This is a genomic window from Anatilimnocola floriformis, assembly GCF_024256385.1.
Classification (GTDB): domain Bacteria; phylum Planctomycetota; class Planctomycetia; order Pirellulales; family Pirellulaceae; genus Anatilimnocola; species Anatilimnocola floriformis.
The window spans coordinates 656,382-669,589 of the sequence record NZ_JAMLFW010000001.1 but is presented as its reverse complement, the minus strand read 5'-3'; the positions used below and the strand labels follow the sequence as shown (position 1 = coordinate 669,589).

Below are 13,208 nucleotides of genomic sequence, written 5' to 3'. Positions count from 1 at the left end.
CGAATCTACTTCACCATGTAAAAGCTATCGTGAGCAAGCCAACGACGAGCGGCGGCCACTGTTCCTAAAACGGTGGTATATTCGGCGTCAACATCCTGCCAAATGCACTGCTGCAAACCCAGTTCGTCGAAGGGTGCGGTGAGAGGGCCAAGGTCCACCAAGCCCTCATGACTTTCAGCAATTGCGATGCAAAGCTCGCATAGGATCCTGTGATCAACTGCATCCTTGCGCATCGCAGCGATCACGATGGAATGAGTAAAGGCACGCCCGCTCACGGCAGCAATGGCTTCTCGTTGGGCCTCGGGATCACCATACTCCCCAAGTTCCTCAACGCTTCCAACGAACGGCCGAGCTTCGCCCAGATAGACACCGCCGAACCGCTGCGTGTCACTTACATAGCAAAGATTCGGCTCGTGCCAACTGCTGGCAAACCGCCCGAGGATCTCGCGCCAATTCGGCACATAGCGCTGGCCAGCAAAGTTGACCAAGACGGCGGCGGCAGGACCAGCCATCTGAGCTACCGCCCTTGTTGCAGCATGTGCTCCAGCCCATCGTCCTTCGCAATCACCACGACGCCACCTTCGCTCACGGTGAAGCCGCGGCGGCGGTCGAGGTCGAGGTCGTAGCCGATTTCGACGCCGGCGGGAACCTTCACGCCCTTGTCGATGATGCAGCGTTTCACGCGTGAATGACGGCCGATGTCGACGCCTTCAAAGAGAATGCTGTCTTCGACGTGCGAATAGCTGTTCACCCGGCACAGTGGGCCGACGATCGAGCGTTCGACGAGACCACCCGAGATGATCGTCCCTTGGCAGACCGTGCTATCGACAGCCCGGCCGCAGCGATCGAGCTCGCCGCGGCTGCCGAAGACGAACTTCGGCGGCGGGATGTTTGCCTGGAAAGTCCGGATCGGCCAGGTGTCGTCGTACAGGTTTAGCAGCGGATCGACCGAGATCAAATCCATGTTGGCTTCGTAGTAGGCATCGAGCGTACCGACATCGCGCCAATAGGCATCGCTCTTGCGGTTCTCGTCGCGGAACGGAAACGCGTAGACTTTGTGCGTGTCGATGATCGACGGAATGATGTCGCGGCCGAAGTCGTGGCGGCTGCCGGCCTTGGTCGCATCGCGGCACAATTGCTCGAACAGAAACCGCGCCGTGAACACGTAAATGCCCATCGAGCCCAGGCAATGCTTGTCGTCGCCGGGGATCGTCTGCGGATTGGCGGGCTTTTCCTGAAAGCCCATGATCTTGTTTTCGGTATCGACCTGCACAATGCCGAACTGCGTCCCTTCCTGCGGCGAGACGCGCAGCACGCCCACCGTCAGATCGGCTTTCATTTCCTGATGGTAGCGCACCATCGACTCGTAGTTCATCTTGTAAATGTGATCGCCAGCGAGGATCACCACATACTCAGGCCGTTCTTTTTCGAGCACATAGATATTTTGATACACGGCATCGGCAGTCCCTTGGTACCACTGCTCGTCGATCCGCTGCTGCGGCGGCACGACATCGATGAACTCGCCCATCTCGCGATTGAAATAGTGACGCCAACCGAGGTTGATGTGCCGGTCGAGACTCATCGCCTTGTATTGCGTGAGGAGCAGCACCTTGCGGAAGTGGCTGTTGATGCAATTCGACAGCGTGAAATCGATGATCCGATACAGCCCGCCAAACGGCACGGCTGGCTTGGCCCGATCGCGGGTGAGTGGTTCGAGACGCGTTCCCTTACCGCCAGCAAGAATGACGGTGAGAATATTTTTCATGTCCTGGTCCTTCGCCTGAGTGCTGCAGTTGCTGGCACGCAGGGAGTTGCAAACGGAATGCCGATTCGTTGGCGGGATTACCCTGGATCGTTGGCGGGATTACCCGGGAGAGAAGTCGATTCTAGTCGGAATTGCCTGCCACCTGAAGAGGTCTCGCAGCGCCCAGAAAGCCCGACACTCTTGTCCGAAGTCGTGCCCATTCGAATCACTTGCTTGCTCCTGTTACCTGTTTCTGAATTTCTTAGCCACCAGCTTTAGCTGGTGGTGGCCGAATGAAAATGCCCCGGCTTTAGCCATTTCTTAAAAACGGCAGCAGAATGGCTAAAGCCGAAACGTCGCGCTATCAGGCACCACCAGCTAAAGCTGGTGGCTAAAAAAGCAAATCAAAATGAGTAGCAGAGAAACTCCGACATTCAAAATTTCACTTCATCGCTACAGACTGCGGCACGGCATCACTCTCCCGCGGCGCTCCCTGCCCCCATTCCTTCAGCCACAACTCCAGCATCAGCAGCGCCCATAACCGCGCACTGTGGTCGAACGTCCGCGCTTCGTGCGCCTTGATTAATTCCTCGACAGCCTCGCGGCGGAACCACCGCTGCACACATTGGCCGTCGAGCAAGCTTTCGCGCAACAGCGGATTCAGTTCGTTCCGAAACCAATGATCGAGAGGCACACCGAAGCCCATCTTCGGCCGTTGCCAGACTTCACGCGGCAGCAAATGGCCGAACGCTTTTTGCAGCAGATATTTGCCGCGCCGCTTCCGATATTTGAACTTCACCGGCAACGTCGCGGCGAATTCCACCAGTCGATGATCCAAAAACGGCGCGCGCACTTCGAGCCCATGCGCCATCGAGGCGATGTCAACTTTCGTCATCAAGTCGCAGGGCAAATATGTCACGAGATCGGTCAGCGAAGCAGCCGAAATCGGATCGCGGCCTTTCGTCCGTTTCCAGGCACTCAGCAGGAAGCCGGCCGGATCGCAGTTCGGCAAGTGAGAGACAAAATCCTCGTTATAAAGTTCGCCGCGGCGGCCTTCGTTGAAAATCGAAATCCAATCGAGATAACGGCGCTCGGCGGGCAAATTCAAACTGCTCGAGAACCGCTTGAACTGCCGCACCTTCGATTTCTGCCGGCCTGATGCAGGCAGCAACTGCCACAGCCCCGCGCCAAACAAACTGCGGAACATGGGCCAGCGATCGAACCAACCGCCAAGCGAAACGGCGCGATAACGCGAGTAGCCCGCAAAGAGTTCATCGCCGCCATCGCCACTCAGCGCCACGGTTACATGCTCGCGCGTCAGTTGCGACACATACCAGGTCGGCACCGCGCTGCTATCGGCAAACGGCTCGTCGTAATGAAACGCGAGCTTCGGCAGGATCTTCACCGCATCGGGATCGACCCGCAGCGTTTGATGCTCCGTCCCCAAATGCTTCGCCACGCGTTCGGCATAGGCCGACTCGTCGTATTCCTTCTCCGGAAAACCGATGGTGAAGGTTTTCACCGGCGTGCTGCTCTGCTGTTGCATCAGCGCGACGATCAGCGACGAATCGACACCGCCGGAAAGAAACGCCCCGAGCGGCACTTCGCTCTGCAGCCGAGTCTTCACCGCATCGGTTAAGAGCTCGCGCACGCGCTCGACGGCTTGCCGCTCGGTCGTCAGCTGCTCGCAGGAAAAATCAGGCTGCCAGTACGGCTTGATCGTGACTTCATCATCCTGCCAGACGAGAAAGTGCCCCGGCGTCAGTTTTTTAAAGCCCTTGAAAATTGTGTTCGGATGCGGCACGTATTGATAGGTCAGATACTCATCGATGGCCGAGTGATCGATGTCGCGCGGCACGCCGGGCACTTGCAACAGACTCTTCAATTCACTGGCAAAGATCAGCCGGCCGGGCTCCGCGCGATAGACGAGCGGCTTCTTCCCGAGTCGATCGCGACCGAGAACGAGACGCCGCCGCACGCTGTCCCAAATGGCGATCGAAAACATCCCCGCCATGTGCTCGAAGCAGGCCGGCCCTTCGTCCTCATACAGATGGACGATCGTCTCGGTGTCGCTGTTCGTCCGAAAGCGATGCCCCGACCCTTCGAGCCGCCGCCGCAGATCGGCGAAGTTATAAATCTCACCGTTGAACACCGTCCAGACAGTGTCATTCTCATTCGCCAGCGGCTGATGCCCGCACGCCACGTCGATGATCGACAACCGCCGATGCCCGAGCGCGATCCCTGGCTGGGCTTCGTACGGCGGGCGCAAGCGATAGCTCTCTTGATACAGCCCCTGATCATCAGGCCCACGATGGCGGATCGCCGTTGTCATGCGCGCAAGAGTGTCCGGCTCGATAGCGAGCTCCGGCCGAGTCCAAATCCCTCCCGCAATGCCGCACATCAGCTGCCTTCAATTCTCTCAACGAACTCCACGCATGAACTTCGATTTCCCCGGCCTTCAGGGGATCCAAATATAACAGGTTATCACATTTTCAATTCATCGCATCCTCTTTGTCATCTACGAGTTGCGACAAATAACCTCACTCTCTCTATAACCTTTTATAACCCTTTTATAACGGCCTGCTGAGCACTTAATAACAACCAGCGTACGACTTGCCAATCAAGTGACAACGATTTCAACCACCCCACCGGCCAACCACGCCAAGAAATGACCTAGCACCACCTCTCGAAGAACTTTTCGAAAGTTGGTGTCGCGATCACAGCTTTGCAAATCATATAATATACAATTGAACACATGCAATCAAGGGCTACCGATTCAATTCGCCTCCGCCTCGCCGCCAAATTCTCCCGCCAGACGCTGCAGCATCCCGGCCACCTTCTCCAGCTGCGCCCCCGTTGCCACCTGCACCCTTTCAAGCCGTTCGCCCAACGCCGCCGACTCCGTTCCGAGGTGATTCACCATCTCCACGAGCTTGAGAATCATCTCGCTCTGCGTCGCGACGATTTTTTCGAGTTGAGCCACACGGTCGTCCAAATTGGTATTCGTCATGCGAGCGGTTCTACCTTTTGAAGGCCGCGACGGAGAGGCCAAATCGTGCGCTGGAGCGTAAGCTGCCACCCGAGCGCATGGAGCAACATTAGTAACAGCGTCATCGTGGCAACGAACGAATTAAAAGCGAAAATCAGCGCCACAATCAGCATCGTATCTTCCCAGGTGGGCATCAGCAGGCTGAGCCCGAAAAGGGGAAGCTGCAGCGCGAGCAACCAGACAAAACTCCTCGGCCGCCGCGTGGTATGGCGCGAGTTGGCTGGCATGAAAAGGTGCAGCACGACGTTCAATCCCACAAAGGCCACGATCACCGCAAACACCGCGCGGACAACTTGATCGTGCGAGGAAATTCCTATTCGATCGCGCGAATCAAAAGTTACCGGCAAGTTGCGACAGATTGCGACGGTGGCGCCGATGATGGTCGTAAACCACAACAAGTCGAGGATCGACCACCGCACGCGAATGGTTTCGTCGGCGGCTTGCTCAGCCGTTTGACGCTGCAATCGCAAGTTCAGACGAGTCGCTAACAGCCACAACGTAAACGTCATCGTGCACAGGACGACGATGAAGGCAAAGACATAGATTCGGAGCGATAACCTCGCGAAGTATAGCTCTTCGGGAAGTGAATGCAGTGTGTCTTCCCGAATCACCCCCGCGAGCCAACCGCCAAACAGCGCCAGGCCAGCCAGCCAACCGCAGAGCAACCTCGGTCCAGGACTTTGGCAGCTACAAGCCACGTACAGCGCCACGCAAAAGATCTGCGCTGCCAGAACTCCCCACCACAATCCGGCGAATGGTAGTCCCAAAATGGACGGTTGGAAAAGGCTAAGCCACGACAAACTGGCCCCGCCGAAATCCACAAAAAATCGCACCGAGCCGTGGATGTGATGGCCAAACAGATCCCGCGCCGCAAAGTTGAGCGCGGCAAAGCCGAGAACAACCGCAATCGCCGCTAGCGCCGTTCGATAGCTCGTTGGATCATTTGGTTTCATCCAGGCACTCTACTGCATTTGCTCCCCTCGCCCCGCCGCGGGGAGAGGGGCTGGGGGTGAGGGGTGAACCGCAGAGCGAGTCGGCCATCGAGCGTATCTACAGTTTGCCAATCGACTCTGACACGGAGTTAACTTCAAACTCGCATCAACCCCTCACCCCCGACCCCTCGCCCCGCGGCGGGGCGAGGGGAGTAAGAACAATTCGACTAGAAGACTTTCTTCAGCGTCTCCACCATCGCCCGCTGTTTCTCTTTCACCAGCGCCCCGGCTTTCTCAGCTTTCGCTTTGGCCGCGGCGGGGTTCTTTGCGATCTCGAGAACCGCGGCCGAGAGGCCTTTGTGGGCTTCGTCTTCGTCGTGGTTGAACAGCCAGTCGCCGAGGCCGATGTCGCGCCACATCAGGCCTTTGCTGGTTTGCTCGTCGAAGCGGCAGACGATGGCCGGCACCCCGTTGCCGATGCACATGATGGGGCTGTGCATCTCGTTGCCGAAGAGGCCGGCGCTGCGCAGATAGGTGCTGAGGGCTTCGTCGGTCAGCCAATAGTTTTCGCGCCAAACGACGCGATTCTGCACCTCGGCGGGCAGCTTGTCGAAAATCATTTCCTTGCCGACGGCCATGTGAGTCATGTCTTCGGGGCACAGGAGGACCTTCATATCGGTCTCGCGGACGAGCGTCGTAATCGCATCGCGAAGAGCGGCGTGGTCGTGCTCCTTCATCTCCTCATTGCGAGCGTGTTTCTTGTCGTCGAAGGCTCGATCCTTTTTGATCAGCCAATACGGCGTCCAGCGGAGGCGTGGAATGCAGCACATGAATTTGCCGCGCTCGAGTTCGTGCTCCTTGAGGAACTTATCGGCTGCGGCTTCGTTGCGCAGATCGACGGCAAACGCGCCATCGGGGCCGAACTCCATCACTGGCGCGGTCACGCCCGCTTTCTTCACCGCGGCCAGCGAGACGGTGTCGCGAAAGTAAATAAACTTCGCCGCGTTCAGTAGTTCTTTTCCCTGGTCGCTAACGACCGGGCTGTGCGTGATGCCGAAGATGCCGAACGGCTTCTTGGTTTCGGTGTGCCAGCGAGCAACATCTTTTTGGGCGACGAACGACGCGCCGCTGCCATGCAACAAAAAGTCGCACTCGTCGAAGCAGCGCTTCACATCGGCGGGAGTTTTGACAAACGTGAGCGTGGGAAAACGCTTCAGCAGCAGCGCTTCCACACCATCGGCAATGCTGCTGGGCCAGAGGCGGACTTCGGCTTCGGGAAAGTATTTTTCCAGCAGCGTGAGGACGCCCGGCGTGTGGCCGATGTCGCCGATGTTCACGGTTTGCCAGGAAGACCGCAGCACGATCTGCGGCTGCTTCTTCGGCTTGTCTTTTTCTGGGATTTCCTTGTCCTGGGCGAACAGCTGTGACGATTGTGCCGCGGCCAAAGTAGCGGCGGTAGAGAGGAGAAAGTCGCGGCGTTGCATGGTTTTCGGTTGCCGATAGAGAGGAACGGTTTTTCTCGTAGAATTACGATACCACGCCAAGACCCGACTCGCCGCAGCGAATAGGCCGGTGGAGAAAGTGCGCGCATGTCGTATCAGCCAGAGTTCAAACCCGAGCCGAAACCGGGGCAGTATCCGGAGTCGTATCCGACGACCGGCGGTCAGCCCTATTATCCGCCGCGTGACCCACGCGAGATGATCGCCGAACAATGGCGTCAGGACGGCGAACAGCTGCAGCTGCTCGGCATTTTGTATTTTGTGCTGGCTGGCCTGGCGTCGCTTGGCGCCTGCGTGCCGTTTGTCTACTTCGGCATTGGCCTGGCCTTTGTCGGGGGCGCTGCCGTTCAAGATAGCGCCGAAGCGAGCGCCGGCATGGCGGCGTTCGGCGGTTTTGTGTTCGTCATCGGCTTGATTGTGCTGGCGATCTTTTTGGTGCAGATCGTTTGCCTGTTTCTCACGGGCTGGTTTTTGATCACAGGCCGCTGTCATCTATTTTGCTTTATCAACGGCTGTCTGCTGCTCATGCACGCGCCGTTCGGCACGGCTTTGGGGGTCTTCACCATCATCGTGCTGAGCCGCGATACGGTGAAGCAACGGTTTGCAGCGACTCATTCGTAGCTGAATTCGCCAGCCCATTCTCGGCGTCGATGTCGCGAGGTATTCTGGAAGGCTTGCGATCTGCGCGTTTGGCCTTCGACTTTCCTCTTGTTACCTCGGCTGCATGCCCCCAGTTGCGTACGACTTCCGCCGTTGGCTGATGCTGTGGGTGGGGTGCTGCGCGGCAGTCCTCGCAATGGAACCAGCGGGGGCTCAAGAACCGCTGCAGGTCGAATCGGCCACGGTCGGTTTTGGCGGTGTCTACAAAGCCGGTTACTGGACGCAGATTTTGGTCGAAGTCAAAGCCGGATCAGCCGGCGCGAGTGGCCGACTGAGTTTGCTGACCGAAGACGGCGACGGCGTGCCGGTGATTTTTCCCGCCGAGCTCGACGAGCAGCTGGAACTCGGGCCGGGCGAAAAGAAGACCGTGCGGCTGTACGGCAAAGCCGGGCCGGAGCGATCGCTGTGGCAGCTGCAACTGATGACGACCGAGGGAACGCCGCAGTGGTCAACTCGGCTCGACGTTCCGCAGCCGCAGCGCTCGACGCGCGAGCTGCTCGTCACCATCGGCCCCGCGCCGGGTGTGGCCGTGGCCGCCGGTCTCGTCAAACGGCCCCTTGAGGTCGCTTACGTTGTCGGTGCTGTGGAGAATGTTCGCGAATTGCCCGATCGCGTGTGGGGATATGAAGGAGTCGAGCGCGTCGTCCTCTTCGTCGGCGAGAAGAGCATTTTTGAAGAGCTCAGCGCGCAGCAACTCGAAACATTGCATCAGTGGGTTCGCCTCGGCGGCAAGCTGTTGATCTCGATCGGCGAACGCGCACCCGAATTGCTGCAGCCCGATCTGCCGTGGGCGAAACTCATTCCCGGCAAATTCGCGGGGCTCGATCCGTTGCGCGCGACCGGTCAATTGAAAGAAGCCGGTGAAGCCGAGTTTCCGAATATCACAGCGGCTGAACGGCGACCGCAGGTGGTGAAGCTCGCGGAACTCACCGGCCGCGTCGAAGTGCAACAAGGAGGCGGCAACCCGCCCCTTGCTTATCGCCAGGCCTACGGTTTTGGCGAAGTCACATTCGTCGCGATTGCGCTCGACCATCCCACGCTCCTCGAATGGAAGGGGCACACCAAGTTTCTCATGCCGCTGTTGCAAGTCGGCAGTCCCAAACCGGAAAACCTCGCGGCGGCACGCAACCGCTCGATCACGCACCTGGGTTACGACGATCTGACGGGTCAGTTGCGAGCCGTGCTCGATCATTTTCCCGGCGTGACGGTGGTCAGCTTTACCGCAGTGGCGATGGTGGCCGTGGCGCTGTTGCTGCTGATCGGCCCGGTCGATTTTTTCTTCCTGCAACATTTCAATCTGCCGCGGACCGTGACCTGGTTCACGTTCCCCGCCATTTGCCTCGGCGTAGCCGCGGGAACTTGGTATCTGAGTCAACTCGCGCACGGCACTGCGACGCGCGTGAATCAGGTCGAACTGGTGGACATCGACGCCGCACAAGGCATCGTCCGCGGCACGCTCTGGTCGCACTTGTATTCGCCGCAGGGCCGCACCTGGCAAATGTCGTTGCAAGTCGCCGAGCGGAATAAATCGTGGAAGGAAATCGACGGCGTCGCTGATTGGCAGGGACTTCCCGGCAGTGGTTTGGGGGGACTCGCCTCGCCGCAGGTCGCGCTCGATACAACGAATCCGTACTTAATTTCGCCGCCGGGAAAAACGGCCCTTATCGATTCTTTGCCCATTCGCACGGCCAGTTCCAAAGCGCTCGCCGGCCGTTGGTGGAGCCAGACCGACATCGCCAAAGATCTGCCGCGACTGGAGACAAATCAGTACGGCCATCTCGAAGGAACGATCGTCAATCCGCTGCCGGTGAAGCTCACCGAATGCCACGTCACCAGCGGCGAGTGGTTGTATCGCATCGACGAACTGGAGCCAAAGCAAGAGATCAAAGCGAGCTCGCTCATACCGCTCAATCTCGAATCGCGCCTCACGCGGCGGACCGTCGTCGATACCAAAGACCTATCGACGCCCTGGAAATCGGACGACACCGATCTGCCGCGGATCATGCAAATGCTGATGCTGCACAACGCCGTGAAGGGCCCGACCTACACCGGCATGAGTCATCGCTATCAGCCGCAGCTCGATCTGAGCGAACACCTGCGGCTGAGTCGGGCGATTCTCATCGGTCGGGCCGAAGTGCCAGCCGCAGCGCTGCAACTGCAAGACGTGCCCGCCGGTGAACTGCAGCAGCAACAGTGGATCTGGTATCGCTTTGTTCTGCCCGTGCAACCGCGCGACGCCGCCGCCCAGCCTAATTCCAATTCCGCTCCGGCAACTCAGCCATGATCAAAACCGTCGCCCTGACGAAAAAATACGACGAAGCGTATGCGATTCAGGACATCAACCTGGACCTGCAAGCCGGCGATCTATTCGGCTTTATCGGCCCCAACGGCGCCGGCAAAACGACGACGATGAAAATCCTCTCGACGCTCCTCCAGCCGTCGTCGGGCGAAGCGTATGTCTGCGGCCACTCGGTCCTCAACAAGCCGGAAGAGATTCGCCGCCTGGTCGGTTACATGCCCGATTTCTTCGGCGTGTATGACGACATGAAGGTGATCGAGTACCTCGAATTTTTCGCTGCCGCGTATCGCATTTCTGGTTCCGAGCGCCGCCGCGTTTGCAACGACAAGCTCGACCTGGTCGATCTCGATTTCAAGCGCGATGCCTACGCCAACACCCTCTCGCGCGGCCAAACGCAGCGCCTCGGCCTGGCCCGCGTGCTGCTGCACGAACCGCAAGTTTTGCTGCTCGATGAGCCGCTGAGCGGTCTTGATCCGCGAGCCCGCATCGAGATGCGAGCCGTCCTCCGCCGCCTCGGCCAGCAGGGCAAAACGATCATGGTCAGCAGCCACATTCTGCCCGAGTTGGCCGACATGTGTAACAAGGTCGGCATCATCGACCGCGGCGTGATGGGTTTCAGCGGCACGGTCGAAGAGGCGATTCAACGCGTCCGCCCGCGCATCGTGCTGCACGTCGAGCTCATCGGCGATCTGCCCACGGCGGCCAATCTGCTGAGCAAACATCCACTCGTCGCGAGCGTCGACCAAGAGCCCGCGCGACTCGTCGTCACCCTGAATGAAGGGGTGAAGGACTATACCGAACTCTCCACATTGCTGGTCCACAGCGGCTATCCTATAAAACTCTTCCGCGAGGAAGAGGTGAACTTGGAGTCGGCATTCATGCTGCTAACCAAGGGGCTGGGCGTGAGGACTTGATTGCAGATTGAGGATGGCAGATTGCAAATTGAAAAATGCAATTTGAAATTCTCTCTTCTCCTAATCTGCAATCTGACATCTGCAATCTGCAATTAACCCACCAAGAACTTTCCAAATCAAAAGCAAGGAAACCCACCATGTCATCCCCCTGGCCTCTCGGTGTTTTCACCAGCGTCGACGCTGGCCTCGGCGTGAAATTGGAAGTGGCGCGCGATTTGGGCGTGCCAACGATTCAGATTCACGCGCCGCATGAAGCGACCCGCACGCAAGCCGCCGCCGATGCCTTTCTGAAGAAGCTCGCCGAGTACAACATCACGCTGACGTGCGTCTTCTGCGGCTTTGAAGGTGAAAGCTACGCCGATATTCCGACTGTCTCGCGCACGGTCGGCCTCGTGCCGCCGGAAACGCGGGTCGCGCGCACCAAGGAAACCAAAGAGATCGCCGATTTCGCTAAGTTGCTCGGCTGCCAGACCATCGGCATGCACATTGGCTTCGTGCCGCACGACAAAAACGATCCGCTGTACGCGGAAATCATCGCCATCACTCGCGAGGTCTGCGATTACATCGCCAAAAACAATCAGCAGTTGAATCTCGAGACCGGACAAGAGTCAGCCGACGGCCTGCTGCAGTTCATCGGCGATGTACAGCGCGACAACCTGTTCATCAACTTCGATCCCGCCAACATGATCCTTTACGGCAACGGCGAACCGATCGCCGCGCTCCGCAAGGTCGGCAAGTACGTCCGCAGCGTCCACTGCAAGGACGGCAAATGGGCGAAGAACCCCGGCCAGGAATGGGGCCAGGAAGTCGCCCTCGGCCAGGGCGACGTCGGCATGGAGAACTACCTCCGCACGCTGCAAGAAATCGGCTACACCGGCCCGTTGACCATCGAGCGCGAAATCCCGCAGGATCCGGTTCGTCAAAAAGCCGAAATCGGCGGTGCGCTGGAACTGCTCGCCGGGCTGAAGAAGAAAATTCTCGGATAGTTTCGTCGCCACACTCCGTGTGGCGCGCACCACGCGGAGCGTGATGACTACACTTTCGGCAGCGCTTCATCCAACCGCAGCCGATTCCCAAACGGATCGATGAGCTCCAGGCACATCGATCCGTAAAAGGTTTTCTCAATCCCCGGCCGCAGGTAGCCATAGCCCTTGGCCATGATCTCGCGGTGATATTCCTCGAGTCCGGTCACGCGCACGAAGACCGTCGAGCCAGGGCAGCAATCGCCGTGATGCTCCGATAGATGCAGCGTGAGGCCCGCTCGCGAAATCTGCATGTAGATCGGCGACACGCCGTCGAAGCGATGCTCCCAGTCGACCGTGAAGCCGAGAAAGTCCAGATAAAACTCTCGGGCCTTCGCGATGTCGAAGATGCGGAGGATGGGAACGGTTTGTGTAACGGTTAGGGACACGCGTTGCCTTTCCATAACCAGGGCAGCGCCTGCTGCAAATCCTCCCGCCAGCAGACGGGATCATGACCGCCATCATACGTGCGGTATTCCAAATCGTAGCCCTTCTCACGCATCGCCGCGCACACAAAATCGCAACCGGCAATCTGTGTCCAATCCTGCCGAAGTCCCGAGGGTGGATGCGATACGCCGCTGTCCGTTTCGCGACTGCCGACGCAAATCCAGTATTGTTGCGAGGTCTTAGCGACAGGTAACTCTGCAGCAAAACGGCCCTGCTCCCACCAGAACGACGGCGACTGGCAAATCGCCGCCCGAAAAGTGCCTTGGTACCGCGAAGCAATATGCGCCGCGGCGAGACCGCTGAGGCTCAAGCCGATGATGAGGAACTCGCGCAGCGCCGGTTGTTGCTGCTTCAGCCAACCGACCACATCTTTGGCAATGAAGGTTGCATAAGCGTCGCTGCAAACATAATCCGCATGCCGGGAGGCAGCGCTGTGATTCGAGACAAACGCTGCTGAGACTGGCGGAATTTTTTGATCGCTAAGCAGTTGCTGCAGCACTTCGATAGCGTGCACGCGCTGCAGATAGAGTTCGGCATCGAGAAAGATCAACGCCGTATCTGCGGGTGTCTCCGCCAGCCAGACTCGGCGGTCGAATTGTGAATTGAAGATCCGCTGTTCGCTCAAGCCGAAGTTGTTCATGG

12 protein-coding genes are annotated in these 13,208 nt (G+C 58.6%); 4 read left to right on the top strand and 8 right to left on the bottom strand.

Translation table 11 applies throughout. The features are described 5' to 3' along the window. Positions 1 to 5: 5 nt before the first annotated feature. The 6 genes from M9Q49_RS02685 to M9Q49_RS02660 all read right to left on the bottom strand — a co-directional run bounded on the left by M9Q49_RS02685 (position 6) and on the right by M9Q49_RS02660 (position 7,209). The gene (locus M9Q49_RS02685; RefSeq protein WP_254507106.1) at positions 6 to 512 is read right to left on the bottom strand and encodes a DUF6368 family protein; all 507 of its coding nucleotides are present in this window, start codon (positions 510 to 512) and stop codon (positions 6 to 8) included. 5 nt (positions 513 to 517) lie between these two features. After that, entirely contained in the window at positions 518 to 1,807 is a 1,290-nt protein-coding gene (glgC, locus tag M9Q49_RS02680) for a glucose-1-phosphate adenylyltransferase (protein ID WP_261365116.1), read from the bottom strand. 379 nt (positions 1,808 to 2,186) lie between these two features. Further along, positions 2,187 to 4,145 carry an asparagine synthase (glutamine-hydrolyzing) gene (gene asnB / locus M9Q49_RS02675; protein WP_254507104.1) on the bottom strand — a complete coding sequence of 653 codons (1,959 nt, stop codon included), beginning with the start codon at positions 4,143 to 4,145 and terminating at the stop codon, positions 2,187 to 2,189. Positions 4,146 to 4,520: 375 nt separating this feature from the next. Next, positions 4,521 to 4,754 carry a hypothetical protein gene (locus M9Q49_RS02670; RefSeq protein WP_254507103.1) on the bottom strand — a complete coding sequence of 78 codons (234 nt, stop codon included), beginning with the start codon at positions 4,752 to 4,754 and terminating at the stop codon, positions 4,521 to 4,523. Continuing rightward, entirely contained in the window at positions 4,751 to 5,746 is a 996-nt protein-coding gene (locus M9Q49_RS02665; protein WP_254507102.1) for a hypothetical protein, read from the bottom strand. Before M9Q49_RS02665 ends, M9Q49_RS02670 begins: the two co-directional genes overlap by 4 nt. 206 nt (positions 5,747 to 5,952) lie before the next feature. Beyond that, entirely contained in the window at positions 5,953 to 7,209 is a 1,257-nt protein-coding gene (locus M9Q49_RS02660) for a polysaccharide pyruvyl transferase family protein (RefSeq protein WP_254507101.1), read from the bottom strand. A 105-nt stretch (positions 7,210 to 7,314) separates the two neighbouring features. Here M9Q49_RS02660 and M9Q49_RS02655 point away from each other — a divergent pair, with 105 nt between their 5' ends. The 4 genes from M9Q49_RS02655 to M9Q49_RS02640 all read left to right on the top strand — a co-directional run bounded on the left by M9Q49_RS02655 (position 7,315) and on the right by M9Q49_RS02640 (position 12,083). Further along, on the top strand, positions 7,315 to 7,845 hold the full coding sequence (locus M9Q49_RS02655) for a hypothetical protein (RefSeq protein WP_254507100.1): 531 nt from the start codon (positions 7,315 to 7,317) through the stop codon (positions 7,843 to 7,845). Between the two features lie 103 nt (positions 7,846 to 7,948). Continuing rightward, positions 7,949 to 10,168 (top strand): hypothetical protein, encoded by a 2,220-nt coding sequence (locus tag M9Q49_RS02650; RefSeq protein ID WP_254507099.1) that lies wholly within the window; start codon positions 7,949 to 7,951, stop codon positions 10,166 to 10,168. Next, a complete protein-coding gene (locus M9Q49_RS02645) occupies positions 10,165 to 11,097 on the top strand; it encodes an ABC transporter ATP-binding protein (RefSeq protein ID WP_254507098.1) in 933 nt (310 codons plus the stop codon). The genes M9Q49_RS02650 and M9Q49_RS02645 overlap by 4 nt, the downstream gene beginning before the upstream one ends. Positions 11,098 to 11,234: 137 nt before the next feature. Further along, positions 11,235 to 12,083, top strand: a complete 849-nt coding sequence (locus M9Q49_RS02640) for a sugar phosphate isomerase/epimerase family protein (protein ID WP_254507097.1) — start codon at positions 11,235 to 11,237, stop codon at positions 12,081 to 12,083. A gap of 47 nt (positions 12,084 to 12,130) precedes the next feature. On the opposite strand, the gene M9Q49_RS02635 is transcribed toward M9Q49_RS02640, so the two are convergent. Together M9Q49_RS02635 and M9Q49_RS02630 are read right to left on the bottom strand one after the other, a co-directional pair. After that, positions 12,131 to 12,508 (bottom strand): glyoxalase superfamily protein, encoded by a 378-nt coding sequence (locus M9Q49_RS02635; RefSeq protein WP_254507096.1) that lies wholly within the window; start codon positions 12,506 to 12,508, stop codon positions 12,131 to 12,133. Continuing rightward, positions 12,499 to 13,206, bottom strand: coding sequence for an alpha/beta hydrolase (locus M9Q49_RS02630; protein ID WP_254507095.1), 708 nt, complete (start codon positions 13,204 to 13,206; stop codon positions 12,499 to 12,501). Before M9Q49_RS02630 ends, M9Q49_RS02635 begins: the two co-directional genes overlap by 10 nt. Positions 13,207 to 13,208 lie beyond the last annotated feature (2 nt).

What these genes read in the sequence shown, in the direction of transcription:
- M9Q49_RS02685 (WP_254507106.1), bottom strand. Translation starts at nt 512, where the DNA reads ATGGCTGGTCCTGCCGCCGCCGTCTTGGTCAACTTTGCTGGCCAGCGC.
- asnB (WP_254507104.1), bottom strand. Translation starts at nt 4,145, where the DNA reads ATGTGCGGCATTGCGGGAGGGATTTGGACTCGGCCGGAGCTCGCTATC.
- M9Q49_RS02670 (WP_254507103.1), bottom strand. Translation starts at nt 4,754, where the DNA reads ATGACGAATACCAATTTGGACGACCGTGTGGCTCAACTCGAAAAAATC.
- M9Q49_RS02665 (WP_254507102.1), bottom strand. Translation starts at nt 5,746, where the DNA reads ATGAAACCAAATGATCCAACGAGCTATCGAACGGCGCTAGCGGCGATT.
- M9Q49_RS02660 (WP_254507101.1), bottom strand. Translation starts at nt 7,209, where the DNA reads ATGCAACGCCGCGACTTTCTCCTCTCTACCGCCGCTACTTTGGCCGCG.
- M9Q49_RS02655 (WP_254507100.1), top strand. Translation starts at nt 7,315, where the DNA reads ATGTCGTATCAGCCAGAGTTCAAACCCGAGCCGAAACCGGGGCAGTAT.
- M9Q49_RS02650 (WP_254507099.1), top strand. Translation starts at nt 7,949, where the DNA reads ATGCCCCCAGTTGCGTACGACTTCCGCCGTTGGCTGATGCTGTGGGTG.
- M9Q49_RS02645 (WP_254507098.1), top strand. Translation starts at nt 10,165, where the DNA reads ATGATCAAAACCGTCGCCCTGACGAAAAAATACGACGAAGCGTATGCG.
- M9Q49_RS02640 (WP_254507097.1), top strand. Translation starts at nt 11,235, where the DNA reads ATGTCATCCCCCTGGCCTCTCGGTGTTTTCACCAGCGTCGACGCTGGC.
- M9Q49_RS02630 (WP_254507095.1), bottom strand. Translation starts at nt 13,206, where the DNA reads ATGAACAACTTCGGCTTGAGCGAACAGCGGATCTTCAATTCACAATTC.